The organism is Chryseobacterium sp. 'Rf worker isolate 10' (assembly GCF_050753305.1).
Taxonomy (GTDB): Bacteria; Bacteroidota; Bacteroidia; order Flavobacteriales; family Weeksellaceae; genus Chryseobacterium.
This window is the reverse complement of record NZ_JBOZOF010000001.1, coordinates 483,029-502,415: the sequence shown is the minus strand read 5'-3', so window position 1 is coordinate 502,415 and position 19,387 is coordinate 483,029. Positions and strand designations below refer to the sequence as shown.

General features: G+C 36.3%; 24 protein-coding genes. 18 read left to right on the top strand and 6 right to left on the bottom strand.

From position 1 onward, the window contains the following. The first annotated feature begins 1 nt into the window (after window position 1). Complete coding sequence (locus LKL37_RS02205; RefSeq protein WP_431608955.1) at window positions 2–517, top strand: ClbS/DfsB family four-helix bundle protein; 516 nt, start codon at window positions 2–4, stop codon at window positions 515–517. A 36-nt stretch (window positions 518–553) separates the two neighbouring features. Here LKL37_RS02205 and lysS read toward each other — a convergent pair whose 3' ends face one another. From lysS to LKL37_RS02185, 4 genes are all read right to left on the bottom strand, one after another. After that, window positions 554–2,248 (bottom strand): lysine--tRNA ligase, encoded by a 1,695-nt coding sequence (lysS, locus tag LKL37_RS02200; protein ID WP_431608954.1) that lies wholly within the window; start codon window positions 2,246–2,248, stop codon window positions 554–556. Window positions 2,249–2,445: 197 nt separating this feature from the next. Then, the gene (rlmF, locus tag LKL37_RS02195) at window positions 2,446–3,375 is read right to left on the bottom strand and encodes a 23S rRNA (adenine(1618)-N(6))-methyltransferase RlmF (RefSeq protein WP_431608953.1); all 930 of its coding nucleotides are present in this window, start codon (window positions 3,373–3,375) and stop codon (window positions 2,446–2,448) included. A 3-nt stretch (window positions 3,376–3,378) separates the two neighbouring features. Beyond that, window positions 3,379–3,753 carry a c-type cytochrome gene (locus LKL37_RS02190; protein ID WP_431608952.1) on the bottom strand — a complete coding sequence of 125 codons (375 nt, stop codon included), beginning with the start codon at window positions 3,751–3,753 and terminating at the stop codon, window positions 3,379–3,381. Beyond that, on the bottom strand, window positions 3,753–3,971 hold the full coding sequence (locus LKL37_RS02185) for a hypothetical protein (RefSeq protein WP_431608951.1): 219 nt from the start codon (window positions 3,969–3,971) through the stop codon (window positions 3,753–3,755). Before LKL37_RS02185 ends, LKL37_RS02190 begins: the two co-directional genes overlap by 1 nt. Window positions 3,972–4,173: 202 nt before the next feature. On the opposite strand from LKL37_RS02185, the gene LKL37_RS02180 reads away from it, so the two are divergent. The 14 genes from LKL37_RS02180 (at window position 4,174) to LKL37_RS02115 (ending at window position 15,957) form a co-directional block, all read left to right on the top strand. Beyond that, on the top strand, window positions 4,174–4,626 hold the full coding sequence (locus LKL37_RS02180) for a cupin domain-containing protein (RefSeq protein ID WP_431608950.1): 453 nt from the start codon (window positions 4,174–4,176) through the stop codon (window positions 4,624–4,626). Between the two features lie 60 nt (window positions 4,627–4,686). Beyond that, entirely contained in the window at window positions 4,687–5,328 is a 642-nt protein-coding gene (locus LKL37_RS02175; protein ID WP_431608949.1) for a hypothetical protein, read from the top strand. Window positions 5,329–5,574: 246 nt separating this feature from the next. Beyond that, window positions 5,575–6,999: an anthranilate synthase component I family protein gene (locus LKL37_RS02170; protein WP_431608948.1), complete on the top strand. Its 1,425-nt coding sequence runs from the start codon at window positions 5,575–5,577 to the stop codon at window positions 6,997–6,999. 63 nt (window positions 7,000–7,062) lie between these two features. Further along, window positions 7,063–7,665 carry an anthranilate synthase component II gene (locus LKL37_RS02165; RefSeq protein ID WP_431608947.1) on the top strand — a complete coding sequence of 201 codons (603 nt, stop codon included), beginning with the start codon at window positions 7,063–7,065 and terminating at the stop codon, window positions 7,663–7,665. Window positions 7,666–7,706: 41 nt separating this feature from the next. Then, entirely contained in the window at window positions 7,707–8,693 is a 987-nt protein-coding gene (gene trpD / locus LKL37_RS02160) for an anthranilate phosphoribosyltransferase (protein ID WP_431610427.1), read from the top strand. Between the two features lie 185 nt (window positions 8,694–8,878). Further along, entirely contained in the window at window positions 8,879–9,652 is a 774-nt protein-coding gene (trpC, locus tag LKL37_RS02155; protein ID WP_431608946.1) for an indole-3-glycerol phosphate synthase TrpC, read from the top strand. Window positions 9,653–9,663: 11 nt separating this feature from the next. Continuing rightward, complete coding sequence (locus LKL37_RS02150) at window positions 9,664–10,347, top strand: phosphoribosylanthranilate isomerase (protein ID WP_431608945.1); 684 nt, start codon at window positions 9,664–9,666, stop codon at window positions 10,345–10,347. A 17-nt stretch (window positions 10,348–10,364) separates the two neighbouring features. After that, the gene (locus LKL37_RS02145; RefSeq protein WP_431608944.1) at window positions 10,365–10,877 is read left to right on the top strand and encodes a hypothetical protein; all 513 of its coding nucleotides are present in this window, start codon (window positions 10,365–10,367) and stop codon (window positions 10,875–10,877) included. Continuing rightward, on the top strand, window positions 10,874–11,419 hold the full coding sequence (locus LKL37_RS02140; RefSeq protein WP_431608943.1) for a GNAT family N-acetyltransferase: 546 nt from the start codon (window positions 10,874–10,876) through the stop codon (window positions 11,417–11,419). Before LKL37_RS02145 ends, LKL37_RS02140 begins: the two co-directional genes overlap by 4 nt. A gap of 4 nt (window positions 11,420–11,423) precedes the next feature. Then, window positions 11,424–12,608: a tryptophan synthase subunit beta gene (gene trpB, locus LKL37_RS02135; RefSeq protein WP_431608942.1), complete on the top strand. Its 1,185-nt coding sequence runs from the start codon at window positions 11,424–11,426 to the stop codon at window positions 12,606–12,608. A gap of 86 nt (window positions 12,609–12,694) precedes the next feature. After that, window positions 12,695–13,429, top strand: a complete 735-nt coding sequence (gene trpA / locus LKL37_RS02130) for a tryptophan synthase subunit alpha (RefSeq protein ID WP_431608941.1) — start codon at window positions 12,695–12,697, stop codon at window positions 13,427–13,429. A gap of 31 nt (window positions 13,430–13,460) precedes the next feature. After that, window positions 13,461–14,189 (top strand): lipoyl(octanoyl) transferase LipB, encoded by a 729-nt coding sequence (lipB, locus tag LKL37_RS02125; RefSeq protein ID WP_431608940.1) that lies wholly within the window; start codon window positions 13,461–13,463, stop codon window positions 14,187–14,189. A 427-nt stretch (window positions 14,190–14,616) separates the two neighbouring features. Further along, on the top strand, window positions 14,617–15,576 hold the full coding sequence (locus tag LKL37_RS02120; protein WP_431608939.1) for a protein-glutamine glutaminase: 960 nt from the start codon (window positions 14,617–14,619) through the stop codon (window positions 15,574–15,576). Between the two features lie 69 nt (window positions 15,577–15,645). After that, complete coding sequence (locus LKL37_RS02115) at window positions 15,646–15,957, top strand: hypothetical protein (RefSeq protein WP_431608938.1); 312 nt, start codon at window positions 15,646–15,648, stop codon at window positions 15,955–15,957. Window positions 15,958–15,963: 6 nt separating this feature from the next. Here LKL37_RS02115 and LKL37_RS02110 read toward each other — a convergent pair whose 3' ends face one another. Continuing rightward, on the bottom strand, window positions 15,964–16,716 hold the full coding sequence (locus LKL37_RS02110; protein WP_431608937.1) for an SDR family oxidoreductase: 753 nt from the start codon (window positions 16,714–16,716) through the stop codon (window positions 15,964–15,966). 277 nt (window positions 16,717–16,993) lie between these two features. On the opposite strand from LKL37_RS02110, the gene LKL37_RS02105 reads away from it, so the two are divergent. Genes LKL37_RS02105 through LKL37_RS02095 form a run of 3 tightly spaced genes read left to right on the top strand, consistent with a single transcriptional unit; the run spans window position 16,994 to window position 18,519 of the window. Next, complete coding sequence (locus tag LKL37_RS02105; protein ID WP_431608936.1) at window positions 16,994–17,626, top strand: NAD(P)H-dependent oxidoreductase; 633 nt, start codon at window positions 16,994–16,996, stop codon at window positions 17,624–17,626. A 32-nt stretch (window positions 17,627–17,658) separates the two neighbouring features. Then, the gene (locus LKL37_RS02100; RefSeq protein WP_431608935.1) at window positions 17,659–18,093 is read left to right on the top strand and encodes a MarR family winged helix-turn-helix transcriptional regulator; all 435 of its coding nucleotides are present in this window, start codon (window positions 17,659–17,661) and stop codon (window positions 18,091–18,093) included. Then, window positions 18,094–18,519, top strand: coding sequence for an organic hydroperoxide resistance protein (locus LKL37_RS02095; protein ID WP_431608933.1), 426 nt, complete (start codon window positions 18,094–18,096; stop codon window positions 18,517–18,519). A gap of 207 nt (window positions 18,520–18,726) precedes the next feature. On the opposite strand, the gene LKL37_RS02090 is transcribed toward LKL37_RS02095, so the two are convergent. Next, window positions 18,727–19,362, bottom strand: coding sequence for a peptide deformylase (locus LKL37_RS02090; RefSeq protein ID WP_431608932.1), 636 nt, complete (start codon window positions 19,360–19,362; stop codon window positions 18,727–18,729). Between the last annotated feature and the right edge of the window lie 25 nt (window positions 19,363–19,387).

The following is a 19,387-nucleotide window of genomic DNA, read 5'->3' as shown; positions in this document are numbered from 1 at the left end:
TATGCAGAAATATAAGGATAAAACAGAGCTCATTGAAGAAATCAAAAAGAGATATCTGATTTATGATCAAGAGTTTAATGATATAAAAGAAGAGGAAAAGAATCTTCTGAAGCCAGGAGTTGACAAAACTCCATCACAAAATATTTCCTATCAATTAGGCTGGACACATCTGCTTTTACAATGGGAATCTGATGAAAGCAAAGAAATTGAAGTTAAAACACCTACATCTGAATACAAATGGAATAATTTAAAAGGGTTATATCAATCTTTTTATGATCAATATGGCTCTCATACCTTACAACAGCAAAGAGAACTTCTGCGAAATCAGGTTAATGAAATTATTGACTGGATAGAAAGTCTTGATGATGACACATTATTCATTCCCGGACAAAGAAAATGGGCAACAACACCCGCCCAGTGGCCGGTCTGGAAGTGGATTCACATTAATACCGTAGCTCCATTTAAAAATTTCAGAGCACAGCTTCGGAAATGGAAAAAAGAAAAAGGTACAGAATAGCTCTGTACCTTTTTTATTTATATTACTTGAGAAACCTTAAGCCAATTTCATCAAAAGATTTTCGTCAATTTTCTCTACTTTCACAATATTATTTTTTGTCAAAGTTTTAGAAGCTTTATCCCATTTTTTTCCGGAAAGTTTAGACTTTTCTTTCACTTCACTTAGAGGAAACTGTTCACCTGATTTCAAAATATCAAGAATAATATGTTCATCCTCTCCTAGTTCAATTTGTGGAACCGCTTTCTCTGGTCTCATCTGAGGGAAGAATAATACCTCCTGAATCGATGCATTATTCGTTAAGAACATAATTAATCTGTCCATACCGATTCCTAATCCTGAAGTTGGCGGCATACCATATTCAAGAGCTCTTAAGAAGTCCTGATCGATGAACATTGCTTCATCATCTCCTCTTTCAGATAAAGCCATCTGTGCTTCAAAACGTTCTCTCTGATCAATAGGATCATTAAGCTCAGAATAAGCGTTTGCGATTTCTTTACCACATACCATTAATTCAAAACGCTCTGTTAAGCCTTCTTTGCTTCTGTGTTTCTTTGTCAGTGGAGACATTTCGATAGGATAATCTGTAATGAAAGTCGGCTGGATGAAGTTTCCTTCACATTTTTCACCGAAGATCTCATCAATCAGTTTTCCTTTCCCCATCGTCTCGTTCACTTCAATACCGATAGACTTGGCAAAATCATATAATTCCTTCTCTGTTTTTCCTGTGATATCGAATCCTGTAAATTTCAGGATCGCTTCTGTCATGGAAACTCTTGGATAAGGAGCTTTGAAGTCTACATTATGTTCTCCGAAGGTTGCTGTTGTAGTACCGTTTACCTGGATAGCACAGAATTCCAGTAATTTCTCAGTGAAATCCATCATCCAGTTATAATCTTTGTAAGCTACATAGATTTCCATCGCGGTAAATTCTGGGTTGTGCGTTCTGTCCATTCCTTCATTTCTGAAGTTTTTAGAGAACTCATACACTCCGTCAAAACCACCTACGATCAGTCTTTTCAGATATAATTCGTTGGCAATTCTTAAATATAATGGAATATCCAATGCATTGTGGTGCGTGATAAACGGTTTTGCAGCAGCTCCACCAGGAATAGACTGTAGAATTGGTGTTTCCACTTCAAAATATCCTGCATCATTAAAGAATGTTCTCATGGCATTGAACAGTTTTGTTCTTTTCACGAAAATTTCTTTTACCTGTGGATTTACCGTTAAATCTACATAACGCTGTCTGTATCTTAATTCTGGATCGGTGAACCCGTCGTGTACAACACCGTTTTCATCAGTTTTTGCCTGAGGTAGCGGACGTAAAGCCTTCGTAAGAAGGATAAAGTTTTTTACTAAAACTGTCTTCTCTCCTACCTGAGTCGTAAACAATTCTCCCTCAATACCGATAATATCACCAATATCTAAAAGGTGCTTGTATACTTCATTATATAGTTCTTTATCTTCACCCGGACAGATCTCGTCTCTGTTGAAGTAAACCTGGATTTTTCCTTTAGAATCCTGCAATTCTGCAAAAGAAGCCTTTCCTTGAATTCTGCGGGACATCAATCTACCAGCGATCTTCACCTGTTTATTTTCAGAAAAGTCCTGTTTTATAGATTCTGTAGTATCTGTGATTGTATACTCATCCGCAGGGAACGCATTAATCCCCATTTCAGTAAGCCTATTCAGCTTTTCTCTTCTAATGATTTCTTGTTCTGATAATTGCATTTCTTATTTTTCTAAAAGCGTACAAATTTAGGCATTTTTGACCTGATCATCAATGGCTTTTTTCAGAAATTTTAAAAAGTGGTTGAGATGCGGGGTATTAAGGTTGCGGAGTATGTGTTGCGGGATTCCGGATTCGAGATCTGAATTATTGTATTATTGGCTTTACACCTTAAACATTGAACTTTAAACTTTAAATTTTAAATCAACCAGGTTTTTCTGTCCTTCTGAGTAATAAATGTCCAGGCCAGCATTCTGCTTACCTTTTGCCCCTGAGCCATATCAATAGTTTTTACCTCTACAGCTTTTACCTTCTTTAAAAGATGAGCCAGTTTATTAAGGTTTTCTTTTTTGGAAACCAGACATGTGAACCAAAGTACCTGGGTTGAAAATAATGCACTTTCATTAATCATCTTTGTGATAAAAGCTATTTCACCTCCTTCACACCACAATTCGGATTGCTGTCCGCTAAAGTTAAGAAGAGGCTTGATTTTCTTTGATTTACTAAGATTTTTTGTTTTCCTGATATTTCCTTTCATCGCAGATTCTTCAGAATCATGAAAAGGAGGATTACACATCGTAAAGGTAAACCTGTCTTCAGTATTAATGATATTTTTAAAAATATGATCAGTTTCCGGCTGATTTTTTAACTGAATAACAGAAGTCAGATCTTCATTTTGGTCCAGAATATTTTGAGCATTTCGCAAAGAATCCTGGTTGATATCTGTTCCCAGCATCGTCCAGCCATATGACCTGTGACTGATTAAAGGATATACAAGATTGGCTCCTGTTCCTATATCTAGCCCTTTTACAGAACTTCCCGTAGGAATTTTATCCAATTGTTCTGCTAAAAGATCGGCAATATAATGTACATAATCTGCTCTTCCGGGAATGGGTGGACAAAGGTTGGTATCAGGAATATCCCAGCCTTTAACAGTATAGAAATGTAAGAGTAAGGCTTTATTGAGCAGCTTAACTGCTTGTGGAATACTGAAATTAATGGTTACCGTCTGATAAGCATTTACGAAAACATAGTGTTTCAGTTCCGGCACACAAGAAATAAGCTGATCAAAATCATAGGGATTACGATGCAGATTTCTTGTGTGCAGACTGTATTTTTCAGCGGACATATTTTATTTCTTCTGACTTAAAATATATTCCACCATTTTTTTTGCATCTTCTTTAGACACCTGTGGATGGGCAGCCATAGGCACACTTCCCCATACTCCACTTCCGCCTTCTATAATTTTGGAAGCCAGCAATTCTGTATCTTTTTCAGAATACTTTCCTGCAATTTCCTTATAAGAAGGTCCTATCATTCTCTCATTAACAGAATGGCACCCTGAGCAATCCAATGTTTCCATGATCTGATCACCCGAAAGACTAGATTTAGCAGGCTCTGAAACAGCGGTAGTTTCAGAAGAAGGCGCTACTTCTGCTGTATTTTCTTTTTTAGAACAGGAAATGATCATAAGACCAAGAGTTCCTGCTAAAAGTATTTTTTTCATTATTTCTTCGCTGTAGAATCTGTTTTAGCAGCTTCAGGTGCAGGAGCAGCCGGAGTTGCAGCAGCTGGAGCAGCAGTTTTAGCAGTAGAATCCACAACAGTAGTTGCTGCTGGCTCTTCAAGCATAGTATTGCTGTCCTGTAAAGAGTGATCTACTTTTTTTGAACAGCTTGCTAATAATAAACCTCCGATAAATGCGATTGCTAATACTTTTTTCATTTTTTTCTAATTTGGAAGCAAAAATATAAAAAATAAAGTTTTAAACTTATGACAAATGTTTTCTTTGAGAAATATTTTTTACTGACTGAGTTTTAATCCAATCAATAAAAAAATAATTCAAACATTGGAGAAATTAAATAAGCTTAGTTATTTTTGTATAACAGATTACCCAAATCAAAATCAATCTATTCATATGAAATTTATGACTAAAAAAAGCTTATTAAGTACTGCTTTAGTTGCAGTATCCTTTTCTATTGCCTTGTCTTGCAACAGCTCATCAGACGATCCTCATTCAGAATATTCTGATAAAATAGAATCGGTGACCTTATTAAAAACCACCAAATCATGGGACGGAACTTTATATCCGGCCTATCCTGCTACGCAACCGGAAATTTCAGTTCTAAAAATTGCCGTACCTCCGAATAAAGCCTTAGACTGGCATAAACATCCTGTTATTAATGCTGCTTATGTAGAAAAAGGAGAAATTCAGGTGGAAAGAAAAGAAGACGGCAAAACACAGTGGATTCGTAAAGGTCAGGTGCTGCCCGAGATGGTGAATGTAGGGCACAGAGGTAAAACAGGAGATAAAGGAGTAACTCTGATTGTTTTCTACAGCGGAACTCCTGATATTCCTTTGTCTGAACCTGTACAATAAGTTGTTGCAATTTATTATTTAATTCACTGTATTTTAAAAAGATAATAGTAATTTTAAAACATGGTTTTAATTTCAAAAATTCTGTTTTTCACCAGTCATCATGGTTTTTATACTGTGATTCTGTTGTTCGTGTTCTTTGGGCTTCTCTCCTATCTGACCAAAAAAGCCTTGTTTTTGATTCCCATCATTCCTCTGGCTATACTCAATGGATTTGGAGGACAGTTTTTAAACGCATGGTTTTTAAACAAATACGGAGTGGAAAGCACAGCCATTATCACCTCTGATGTAGAAACCAATTCCACTCTGAATGAAATGTATATTCACGATTATGAAGCTATTGTGAAAAAACAGGACGGAAAATACACTACTACTTTTTTCTCCACTACCAGTGCAACGATCTATCCTATCAGTAATTCAATCAGAATACCCGATGACAAGGATATTCCCGTAAAATACATCCCAGGATATGAAAAGAATATAGTGATCCTTTATGATCAATCCAGAGAAGGAAAAATTTTATTACAATATGAAAAGTTAGCCCCCATCAATTCTGCAAAAACCAAGTATGAAGCAGACAAAACAAATAAGGAATTCATTGAGGAATACATTTCTGCATTGGAAAATTATTTAGAACATGATAATGATGAGGCTTATAAAGAAAAAATCAAGGAATTAAAACAAGAGCTCAAGCAGCTTAAATAGAGGATTTTTATATTAAGTTTATTATTTTTTTGATATTTTTTAGTCTTGGTATTAAAAAAATTTCTACATTTGTCCCATGTTAAAAATGAACAACAATATTTGGTGGTGGCTTTCAAACTCTTCGTCGGGTCTGGAGGTATTGTCATGTTGTTAATCACAGCAGAAATAATCAAAAAACAATATATAGGCTTTGACGGATACCGTTAAAGCCTTTTTTTATTCCTTAATCTTACAAAAAACAACACGATGTTTACAAACACAATTAAAATAAAAACTGTTTCGAAAAAAACACTGGGAGACCTTCATACTCCTATGAATATTTACCTTAAGATCAGGGATAAATTCCGGGATACCATTCTTCTGGAAAGCTCGGATTCAAAAAGTATTGATAATAATTTTTCCTTTATCGCGGTAAATGCCATTGCGGGAATTGAAGTGAAAAACCTCGATGAATATGAAATCAAACTTCCCGCTTCTGCTCCTGTAAAACAATTGATTAATGATCAAAAGACTACAGATATATTTGAAAACTTCAGAAACATTTTTAAATGTGAAGATACGAATGATCCCATAGAGCAAACGGCTCAGAGCCTTTTTGGCTATACAAGCTTCGAAGCGGTACAGTTTTTTGAAAACATCAATCTTAAAGCACAAAGCAAGGAAGTTGAAATTCCTGTTATGCGATACAGACTATACCAATATGTGATCGCTATCAATCATTTCAATGATGAAATGCATATTATTGAAAACTTTATTGATGGGGTGAAATCTGAACTTCATCTTTTAGAGAATCTTATTAAAAACCAGAATACTCCGGTTTATCCTTTTGAAAAAACAAGCGAGGAAACATCTAATATTACCAATGAAGAGTATCTGGAACTGGTCAAAACAGCTCAGAAACACTGTATGCGTGGAGACGTTTTCCAGCTGGTTCTAAGCAGAAGATTTGAACAGAAATTCAAAGGGGATGAATTCAATGTATACCGTGCTTTGAGAAATATCAATCCTTCTCCCTACCTATTCTATTTTGATTATGGAAATTACAAATTATTTGGGTCAAGTCCTGAAAGTCAGCTAATCATTAAAAATAATAAAGCAATCATTCACCCGATCGCCGGAACTTCCAAAAGAACAGGAAATTTTGAGGCCGATCTTGAAGCAATTGAAGTTTTAAAGGCTGATCCTAAAGAAAATGCAGAACATACCATGCTGGTGGATCTGGCAAGAAATGATCTTGGAAAACTTGGGAAAAATGTAACCGTTACTAAACTTAAAGAAATCCAACTGTTTTCTCACGTTATTCATATGGTAAGTGAAGTGACAGCAGATGTTGAAGATAATATCAATCCTCTTGAAATGGTTTCTGCCACTTTCCCTCAGGGAACACTGAGCGGGGCACCAAAGCATAAAGCGCTTCAGCTGATCAATCAATATGAAAAAGATTCCCGTGGATATTATGGCGGCTGTATAGGAATTATCGGATTAAATGGGACCTGCAACCAAGCCATTATGATCAGAACTTTCTTAAGCAAAAATAATACACTCTTTTATCAGGCTGGTGCCGGACTTGTAGCGAAATCCGTCCCGGAAAGCGAATTGCAGGAAGTCAATAATAAACTGAATGCATTGAAAAAAGCAGTTGAAAAAGCAGAAAAAATAGTTGAAAAATAAAATAATCCTTCCAACTATCAGCCAGCAACAAAAAACAACCAGCAACTATCTAACAAAAAAGCAATGAACAACAATATAAACACTCAACAGCCACAGCTTAAAGTTCTCGTTTTTGATAACTATGACAGCTTCACGTATAACCTTGTCCAGATTATCGAAAGAATTCTGGATCAGAGAGTAGATGTGGTAAGAAATGATGAAATTACCCTGGAAGAGATTGGAAAATATGATAAAATCATTCTTTCTCCCGGTCCCGGAATTCCTGAAGAAGCAGGTATCTTATTAGACCTTATTAAAGAATATGCTCCTACAAAAAGTATTCTTGGGGTATGTCTTGGCCAGCAGGCTATCGCTGAAGCTTTTGGAGGAAATCTGATCAACCTGACTGAGATCTTCCACGGAGTAGCAACCACTACAGAACTGGTAAAAGAAAACACCAAATTGTTCAAAGATTTAAGTTCAGGATTGGAAGTGGGAAGATACCACAGCTGGGCGGTAAACCCAGAAGGTTTCCCGGAAGAACTGGAAATTACAGCTGTAGATAAAGATGGAATGATCATGGCTTTACAGCACAAAACCTATGATGTACACGGCGTACAGTTTCACCCTGAAAGCATTTTAACACCGGAAGGAGAAGTAATCATCAAAAACTTTCTGTTGTCATGAAAACCTTAGAAATCCCTTCAACAACAATAAAAACACCACAAATGAAAGAAATACTGCAATACCTGTTCAACCATAATACACTGTCTAAATCTGAAGCTAAGGCAATGATGATTGAAATTGCACAGAATAAATTCAATGCTGCGGAAGTGACTGCTTTCATCAGTGTTTTTCTAATGCGAAGCATCACATTGAAAGAACTGGAAGGCTTCAGAGAAGCTTTATTACAGATGGCCGTTCCTGTAGATATAGATGCCAGTAATGCCATCGACATTGTAGGAACCGGAGGTGACGGAAAAGATACCATCAATATCTCAACGCTGGCCAGTTTTGTAGTAGCCGGAGCAGGACAGAAGGTAACCAAACATGGAAATTACGGAGCTTCCACTACTACAGGTTCATCCAATGTGCTTGAAGAGCTGGGATATCAGTTTAAAAACAATTCAGAACAATTGAATGAAGATCTTGAAAGAGCCAATATCTGCTTTTTGCATGCTCCTCATTTTCACCCCGCACTTCAATCGGTTGGATTATTGAGAAAGTCTCTGGGATTAAGAACATTCTTTAATCTTTTGGGTCCTTTAGTAAATCCGGCAAAACCTAAATATTCAATGATTGGAGTTTACAATCTGGAAATTGCAAGAATTTATCAGTACCTCCTTCAAAAAGAGGAACGCGAGTTTATGCTTGTACATGGTCTTGACGGGTATGATGAAATAAGCCTTACTGACGACAGCAAAATCATCACAAAAAACGGGGAAGAAATCTATTCTGCAGAAGATTTAGGCTTCAATTCGGTAATGCTGGAAGATATTAAAGCCGGAAGTTCTATTCAGGAAACAGCAAAAATATTTATGAATATTCTGGAAGGAAAAGGTACGGAACAACAGAACTCTGTCATTCTTGCCAATGCTTCAGTAGCGCTGCATAACACCAACAAATTCGGGACGTATGAAGATTGTCTTCTGCTGGCTAAAGAAAGTCTGCAAAGCGGAAAAGCATTGAATAGTTTTAATCTTTTAATTCATTAGTCTTATTATTTTTTTAACCGTTAAGAAATTTTAAGTAATGAAAAATCGTTAAGATTAATGATTCTGATTGTAACTTAAAGTGAAGCTTATCTTAACATCTTACTACAATCTTAATGTTTCAAAAAGAAAAAAGTTTAAACAGGTTCAAATAAAATAATCATTGATTAAATTTTAAACACAAAAAAATGACCATACTGGATAAAATTATTGAACGAAAAAAAGAGGAAGTTGCTGGAGCAAAATCACGCATTTCTCTTGACCGATTAAAAAACACGGCTTTTTTTGGAAGACCAACCTATTCTCTGAAAGAATCCATCAAAAATAAAAGCGGAATTATCGCTGAGTTTAAAAGACAATCCCCGTCAAAAGGGATCATTAACAATAGTGTAGAGCCCTTAGATGTTGTTTCAGCATATGAAAATTTTGGAGCCAGCGGAATTTCTATCCTGACAGATCATGATTTCTTCGGAGGAAATTTAAATGATGTTCTAAGTGTAAGAAATGAGATTACCATTCCGATTCTGCGAAAAGATTTCATGATTGATGAATATCAGTTCTATGAAGCCAAAAGTATAGGTGCGGATGTTGTTTTACTGATTGCTTCATGTCTTTCACCTGCACAGGTAGAGGAATTCACAGCACTTGCTCACGAACTGAAAATGGAAGTTTTGCTGGAAATTCACACGGAAGATGAACTAAAGCATTTTAATTCAAAAATTGATCTTGTAGGAATTAATAACAGGAACCTTAAAGATTTTAAAGTAGATCTGCAGCATTCCGTTCAGTTGAAAAACCAGGTTCCGAAAGGAGTTTTGTCCGTTGCAGAAAGCGGTATTTACAGTCTTGAAGACTTCAAATTTTTAAAGGAAAAAGGATTTGACGGTTTCCTGATGGGAGAATACTTCATGAAAAATACAGATCCAGCCAAAGCTTTTGAAGAATTTGCCTCTCAAATTTAAACTCAATAATAATGAACCTGCAACCTACGACCTACAAACTGCCACCTCAAATCAAAGTCTGCGGTCTTACAAAACCGGACCAGATTCAGGAATTGATTTCTATGAATGTAGATTTTCTCGGCTTTATCTTCTATGAAAAATCACCGAGATATGTTTTGAATCATTTGAGTCTGGAAGAAATCTATGCCATCAATCATCAGGGAAAAGTAGGCGTTTTTGTTAATGAAGAAACTGACTTTATTTTAAAGATCGTGCAGCAGGCAAAATTGAATCTTGTGCAGCTTCACGGTGACGAAAGTGATGATTTCATTATTGAATTAAGACAAAAACTAAATCCGGAAGTTGGGATTATTAAAGCAATAAGAGTCGGAAACAATGATTATGATAATAAAGAGAAGATAGCACAAACTCTTTCCTCCAACCTGCAACCTGTCAACTACTATCTATTTGATACGGACAGCAAAGCCTTCGGCGGAACGGGAAAACAATTCGACTGGAATATTCTGAATGAAATTGAGATTCCTCTCCCCTACTTTTTAAGCGGCGGGATTTCTGAAGAAAACATCGGGAATATGGAAGCATTGAAACAACGGCCTTTTGCGTTAGACATCAATTCAAAGTTTGAAAAAGAACCCGGCAATAAAAATATAAACAAAATAAAAGAGTTTAAAATCTTATACCAGCAAAATAGATAACTGATAAAAGACACACAATGATGAATATACATTTGCTAAAGAAGACATTTTATAAAACATTATTTCCGCCTAAATTCGGAAATGAAAAAATCCAGAACCTGTATCACTTTGTTTCTCAAAATGACAGCAACATAGAACATTGGGAAGTGGGTGGATTATTGTCTAAATTCATTAGCACTATTAAAGATTTTGAAGAAAGTGACATCCAGTATTTTTTTGAGAGAATCAGCCTATGGAACAGTTATTATCTGGTCATTATTTCTGATAAATTTTTAGACAATCATGTAAGATCAGTGGTAAAATATGATTTAGGAAAAATTTATGCTAAAATATTTCTGCTGTATGAAGACTCAGACCCTTATTTTCTGATCGACAACCTGGAAATTGCCATTACCATGTACCAGTCAAAAATAGATAAAGCAACCTTAATTGATTTAATGCATAAAATAGAATTGTTATATTATAAAAAACTGATTACCAAGCAGCAGTACGATTATAATCTCACATTTATTAATAGTTTGAACCCATGAAATATCAGATAAAAGAAACGAAAGATCTAACGGAAACCGAGATAGAGCATATCCTGAAACTTTGGGACATCTCTGCCTGGAACACCATGAAGTCGGTCTATTTCCGTTCTTTTTTCAAAGATTCAGAATTTCATTTCCTGATGAATGCAGAGGAAAATATACTGGCCATTATGAGGGTTAATTTTGATTTTACCTTAAAAATAGCAGATACAGACTATACTTTTGCAGAAGCCGTAGGACTCGTGGCAGCTCACAAAAATAAAGGCTATGGTTCAGTTTTGGTCAGCCGCTTCAAAGAAAATGTTATTAAGAAAAATATAGAAACCATAGGTTTTTGTCATTCGGATCTTCGTCCCTTTTATGAAAAATGTGATGTAGAAATTCTCCATGACAAAGCCAAAATGATCAAAGAAAGCATCGGCTCCGAGTGGGTAAATTGTGAAGATGATGATATTTTGATTTTTCATACAACGCAGGAAAGAAAAGAACTGCTCAATCAGCTTAGCCCACAAAACAACGCTTATTTAATTACTAAAGAATAAAAAAATGAATTATAAAAACCCCGATGAAAACGGATATTATGGAGAATTTGGAGGAGCTTTTATCCCCGAAATGCTTTATCCTAATGTAGAAGAGCTGCAAAGAAACTATCTTGAAATTATAGAATCTGAAGATTTTCAGACCGAATATCAGGATTTGCTTAAAAACTATGTTGGGCGGGCTACACCACTATATTTTGCTAAAAATCTTAGTGATAAATATAAGACTCAGATATACTTAAAACGGGAAGACCTCAACCATACCGGAGCTCATAAAATCAATAATGCACTGGGACAGGTTTTATTGGCAAAACGTCTCGGAAAAACAAGAATTATTGCAGAAACCGGGGCAGGACAGCATGGTGTTGCTACCGCTACAGCGTGTGCTTTGCTTGGTTTGGAATGTATCGTCTATATGGGAGAAATTGATATCCAGAGGCAAGCCCCGAATGTGGCAAGAATGAAAATGCTGGGTGCAGAAGTTATAGCAGCTATGTCTGGTTCAAAAACGCTGAAAGACGCGGTAAATGAAGCGTTAAGAGACTGGATCAACAATCCTGTGACCACTCATTATGTCATCGGAAGCGTAGTTGGACCTCATCCTTTTCCGGATTTGGTAGCCAGATTTCAAAGCATTATTTCAAAAGAAATCAAAGAACAGCTTAAAGAGAAAATCGGAAGAGAAAATCCTGATTATGTGATTGCCTGTGTGGGCGGAGGAAGTAATGCTGCAGGAACTTTCTATCATTTTGTAGAAGAGAAAGAGGTGAAAATCATTGCTGCTGAAGCCGGAGGATTAGGAGTAGATTCGGGAAAATCTGCAGCGACTACATTTCTAGGAACACTTGGAGTGCTTCATGGAAGCAAAAGCCTTGTGATGCAGACGGAAGACGGACAGGTCATTGAGCCACATTCTATTTCTGCAGGACTGGATTATCCGGGAATAGGGCCTTTCCATGCCCATTTATTTAAAGAAAAAAGAGCTGAATTCTTTAGCATTAATGATGATGAAGCTTTAAAATGTGCTTTTGAGCTCACCAGACTTGAAGGAATTATTCCTGCATTGGAAAGCTCTCACGCGCTGGCTGTACTGGACAAGAAAAAATTCAATGAAAATGATGTTGTTGTCATCTGTCTGAGCGGTCGTGGAGATAAGGATATGGAAACGTATCTGAAAGAAATTAGAAGTTAGATGCTGGAAATTAGTATAGCATTACCCAAGAAATAAGACTCTCTTCTAACTTCTAATCACTAATTTCTAACTTCTATAATAAAAAAATGAAAAAACTAAATATATACTTCACAGCAGGAATTCCGCAATTGGAAGATACAGCTGATATTATAAAACTGATTCAGGACTCCGGAGCAGATATGATCGAAATCGGGATGCCCTATTCTGATCCTGTGGCAGATGGACCTGTGATTCAGAAAGCTCACGAACTGGCTTTACAAAACGGAATGACCATTGAAAAACTATTGTCTCAGCTGAAAGCTATCAAAGATGAAATCAGAATTCCGATTATCCTGATGGGGTACATCAATCCTGTTTTAAGTTTCGGGTTTGAGAAATTTTGTGCTGCGTGTTCGGAAAGTGGTGTTTCAGGATTAATTCTTCCTGACCTTCCTCCTATTGAATTTGAAAAAAATTACCAGCAGATTTTAAAGCAATATAATCTAAATTTCACCTTTCTGGTAACCCCGGAAACGTCCGATGAAAGGATGATCTATCTGGATTCTTTAAGTTCAGGTTTTCTGTACGCAGTAAGCTCCTCTTCTACCACCGGAAATGAAAACGCTGTTTTGAAAAATGAATCCTATCTTTCCAGAATAGCATCTCTTCCACTTAAAAATCCGGTGATGATTGGATTTGGAATCAAGTCGAAAGATGATTTTGAAAATGTAACGGAAAAAGCAGATGGCGGTATCATCGGGACAGCTTTTGTGAATATTTTGCTTCAGGATAGAGACTGGAAGAAAAGCGCCATAGATTTTATCCATTCCATAAAAGCGTAAAATTCACTAAATTTGTATATCAAAAATTGAAATGAATACAAATCAAAATAAAGCAGTAGAATTTGAAGATTTAGGGATCAAAGAATATCAGCCAGCCTGGGATTATCAGGAACAACTGATGAAAAACATCATTGATACCAAAATAAAAAACAGGGATCTTCCTGCAGAACAGCATATTACTACTCCCAACCACCTTCTTTTTGTAGAGCATCCTCATGTTTACACGTTGGGGAAGAGCGGACATGAAGAAAACATGCTTGCAGGTATTGATAAGCTGAAGGAAATTGATGCGACTTTCGTAAAAGTAAACCGAGGCGGAGATATTACCTATCATGGTTACGGGCAGGTTGTAGGTTACCCTATTCTGGATCTTGAAAACTTTTTCACGGATATTCATTTATATATGAGGAATCTGGAAGAGGTGATCATCAGAACGATTGCCGAATATGGTATTAAAGGAGAACGTTCTCCAGGAGAAACAGGTGTCTGGCTGGATGTAGGAAAACCTTACGCCAGAAAAATGTGTGCTATGGGAGTGAAAGCTTCCCGTTGGGTAACTCTTCACGGCTTTGCATTGAATGTAAATACAGATATGCGTTATTTTGAATACATTATTCCGTGTGGCATCAAAGACAAACAGGTTACTTCTTTGAAAAGAGAACTTGAAAGAGAGCTGACGCCTGTAGAAATGGAAGAGCTTAAGGCAAAAATCAGAAAACATTTTGCAGAAGTTTTTCAGGCAGAATTGCTTTACAAATAGTCAAATTTACTTACAATATAATAAACCCGGTTTCAATAATTGAAACTGGGTTTTTAGTTTAACTGTTCTTGCATTGCCCAGATCCTATGAAATGGACAAAAACATGGATAGATCATATCTACAATAGAAACGTTTGTCAACTAGGGTGAATATCCATTCACCTTGTCCATTTCGTAGGAATCCAAATCGCAAAAAAACAACAGATTTAACAATTTTAAAATTTTCCTGTTTTTTCTTAATTCACCATCTAAATCACTAGGATTTATACCTTTTTTAATATCATAAAATCAAAAATATAACACAATCATGTATTTTTTTTGAAAAAATGCTTGCAAGTATTTTAATTTTTACTACTTTTAATATCACAAAATAGTGAACTATCACCACTAAAAAGTTCACTAAAAATTAACCACAAAATATAAAAACTATGAAAAAATTTCTGTTATCCATGATGGTATTCGTGACAATGCTGTCATTTAATGCCTGTTCAGATTCAAACGCCAATCAGGATCCTAATCTCGTTGCCAAGGAGTCTAACGAAGTTGCTATGAAAGATTTCGGTAAGACTGTTCCGGTAGGGATAGAAAAAGAGGATGGAAAATTTAAAGTTTCCTTTATGGTTTCAGCACAGCCGTATCATATTAAAGATACTAAGGAAAATGCGGGATTCATTTCTATGATCAAAGAAGCTGTAGAAAATGAAACTCCAGTTCAGGTTTTCCTGAAAGCCAATTCTAACGAAATCGCAAAGGTAGACAAAGCAACTGCTGATGATATCCGTTATTTCAAATCTGTTTTCAACAAAGAAGAAAGAGGCGACAGCAAAAAAGCAGTAAGTGTTATTCCAAATCTTGCAACTTTGAACAGCTTATTTACTCAGATTAAAAACCAGTCTTGCGGAACTTCTACGGCATCTTCACCATGTATCACGTTCAGATATCCAGTAGATGGATGCTATGCAAGAGCTCACAAAATGAGACAAATCCTTTTGAATGCAGGTTACGATTGTGAAAAACAATTCGTTTATGGTAACCTTAGAGCTTCTACAGGAACATGTTGTGTATCATGGGTATATCACGTAGCAATTTTGGTAAGCTTCAAAAATGCTTCCGGAATTGTTGAAAAAAGAATCATAGATCCGTCATTATTCTCAAGCGGTCCGGTAACGGATGCTGCATGGAGAGCTGCATGTACCAATACAAGCTGTGGATCTGCTTCTGTATCATCTTTTGCCAATACAGCAGGAAATGTATACTACAGAAGCCCATCAGGATCTTTACTATATGACAACAACTATGTAAATACCAATTGTGTATTGAACATATTCTCATCCCTTTCAGGATGTTCTCCTTCTCCTGCTCCTAGCGTAGGAAGCTGTGGATTTTAACTAATTTATATAGAGCTCCTGCCTGTATTTTGGTACATTGCAGGAGCTTTTTAATTAATACTTTTTACTATGAAAGCCTGGTCCTATTTACTATTACTTTTTATTATGATTACATCCTGTTCCGGTAATTCCAGTTCACAGAATTTAACCTGGTATAATAATGCCACTATTTCAAATATCACAGAAGATCCGGACAAACCGAACGAGGTTGTACGCGTTTCCATTGGAATAAGTGCTCAGGTTTTTTATCTTTCAAAAAAATCAGCGGATTATAAAAGTCTTCTGGAAAAGGCTACTCAGAGCTTAAAAAAAAGTAAGACCTATAATATTGGCATTGAAAATAAAACCAATATCATCAAAGAAATTAAAGAGGTCAAATAATCTGTATTATCTGATTACAGAAATTCCGGCATCTACTTTGAGCTCGGCTCCATGAATATATGAAGCTTCTTCTGAAGCGAGAAACAGAACTACATTGGCTATTTCTGACGGTTCTCCCTGTCTTTTAAAAGGGATTGTAGGGATGATATTTTCAATGGCACTTTCTATCTGCTGTCCGGTTAAGCCTGTATTATTAAAAATATTGGTTTTAATATGTCCGGGACTTACTCCATTGACACGAATTCCACGTTCTGTAAGTTCTACTGCAAAAGTTTTGATGAATGACTGTACTGCAGATTTGGCAGCAGAATACACTGAAAAATTGTGCATTGCAATTTCCGTTGCCACTGAAGTATTGAAAATAATAGAACTTCCTCTTTTCATCAATGGTAATAACTGCTGTACTGTAAAAAATGGCCCTTTTACCAGCATATTAAAAAGCTCGTCAAACTGGTTTTCATCAATGTATTCAATAGGTGCAAATCTTCCGTACCCTGCATTGGCAAAGACCAGATCAATATGTTCTGTATATTTCCTGACTTCCTGCTGAAGGTTCATCAGATCTTTTATATCTCCGGCATTGGATACGATTCCGAAAGCCATTTTTCCAAGCTTTTCCAAAGCACTATTTACCGTTTCTTCGCTTCTCCCTGTGATAATGACCTTCCCTCCTTCTTCAATGAATTTCTGAGCGGCTGCGAAACCCATTCCATTGGTTCCTCCGGTTATTAAAGCGGTTTTGTTGTTAAATCTCTGCATTGTTTTTAGTTTAAATTTCTACTGCAAAGATTGGAATACAAGGGCTCTTAAAAAATCCGAATCATGCTGAAATAACAAAAACTGAAACTATACATTTCTCTTTTTACATCTTTACTATTTTACCTTTTAAAAGTTCATCAATAATTGCCATCAATAAAATCTTTCAAAATTAAATTGCACACAATTAAATTGGTCTTATATTTGTACTGTTAATTGAGTTCAGCATAAAAACTGAAGTTTAATAATCACCAAGTAGTTTAATTTAAAACAATAAAAAATGTCATTAATAGAAAATCTAAACTGGAGACATGCAGTAAAAGCTTATGATCCAACCAAAAAAATTTCACAGGAAGACCTAAATACTATTTTAGAATCAGCAAGACTGGCTCCAACTTCATCCGGACTACAACCGTTCAGAATTATTGTAGTGGAAAATCAGGAACTGAAAGAAAAAATGGTGGCAGGCGCTTTAAACCCTGAAGTAATGAGAGATTCTTCTCACGTTTTGGTATTTGCAGCATGGGACAGCTATTCTAATGAAAAAATTGACAAAGTTTACGATTATCATACGGATGTAAGAGATCTTCCAAGAGGCCGCTTTGGAAGCTATACCGACACCATCAAAAAAATGTATGGAGCACAGACTCCTGAAGAACATTTTGCACATACTGCCCGTCAGACTTATATTGCCTTAGGAATTGCTCTTGCACAGGCGGCAGAACTTAAAATTGACAGTACTCCGGCAGAAGGATTCAACAACGCTGTAGTGGATGAAGTACTGGGATTAAAGGAACTGGGATTAAAAAGTGTAACGCTTTTATATCTTGGATACCGTGACGAAGCTAATGACTGGCTTTCTTCTATGAAAAAAGTCAGAATTCCAATGGATGAATTTATCATAAAAAAGTAATACCTTCATCGAATCTTTCGTACTCAAACATTATGGAAAATCCGAAAACACCCAAACTAGAAAACCAGATTTGCTTCCCGCTGTATGTCATTGCCAAAGAGATTACTGGGCTTTACCGCCCTTTTCTTGATGAACTGGGCATTACGTATCCGCAGTATCTCGTGATGATGATATTATGGGACGGTGACGGGCTTACGGTGACTCACATCGGAGAAAAACTTTTTCTGGACAGTGGTACTTTGACCCCTCTTCTTAAAAGATTGGAGTCTAAAGGATTCATCATCAGAAAAAGAAAAAAAGAGGACGAAAGAGTGGTTGAGGTATTTTTAGACGAAGCTGGAAAAAAGCTTCAGCAGAAAGCTTGTGAAATTCCGGGAAAAATCCAGGAAAAACTGGGAATACAACCGGAAGAGCTGCTGCACCTTAAAGACACAGTACTAAAAATATTAAACAAAATAGAAAAATAAATGAAAACGTTATATACCACTAAAGTCACTGCTCAAGGAGGCAGAAACGGACATGTAAAAAGTGAAAACGGAGTGTTGGAACTTGATGTAAGAATGCCGAAAGGTTTAGGAGGAGCTAATGACGATTTTGCCAACCCTGAAATGCTTTTTGCAGCCGGATATTCTGCGTGTTTCGACAGCGCTCTGAACAGAGTAATCAGTCTTTCTAAAGTGAAAACCGGAGAAACAACGGTAACGGCTCAGGTAAGCATAGGTCAGCTTGAGAATGGCGGTTTCGGACTGGCAGCAGAACTGGATGTGAACATCCCTGGAGTTTCTATTGAAGAAGCACAAGCATTGACAGAAAAAGCACATCAGATCTGCCCTTATTCTAATGCTACCAGAAATAATATGGAGGTGAAACTTGCAGTAACCAACAACGATTAATCCAATTTTTTTAAGCATAGTTATAACGAAAGGAGCTGTTTCAGTAGAAACAGCTCCTTTTAATTTTTTTATTATATGGTTTAACCACAGATTTCGCATATGAGCACAGATGATTGAGGATATTTTTTTTATATAATGCTTAAGAATTTCATTCATCATTCATCGTTCATCATTTATAATTCATAACTCATAATTTATAATTCATCATTACCTCCTCTCTTTATTTACGTCACTTTTCTGATAAGCGTCTACTTTTTTATAAGAATCATTTTTCTCTTTTTCTTTTTTGTCGGAAATCAGAATTCCGAAAAGATGGTCAATCTCATGCTGAAAAATAACCGCGGTGAAACCTTCTACAATTTCAGAATATTTCTGTCCTTTCAGATCAACATATTCCAATTGAATGACTTTGCTTCTGTAGAACTGATCTCTGAACTCGGGAATAGATAAATCGCCTTCAGGACCAAGATTCTGCAAATCGGAACGCCAAACAATTACCGGGTTGATGAAGTATTCCAACGGCGTTCCTTCTTTATCAAAACGCTGTACCCAGATGATCTTTCTGTTGATTCCCACCTGAGGAGCTGCAATGCCTACTCCACCATCTGTTGAAAGAAGAGATTCTTTCATTCTTTTTACCAGAACAGCTGTATTCGGATCAAGAGGATCCGCTTCTGAAGAAATGCTCAGCAATGTTTTATGCTGATTATCGTCCGTTGTCTGATAGATGGGTAACGCTGTTTTTACATCTCCCTGATTAATGATTGAAAGCTCATTGGAAGTAAGCTTCTGTGCATTGAACAATCCGATAAAAAAAATCAGCAGTATGGGTAATTTCTTCATGTTTTTTGAATGTTGTACAAAGGTA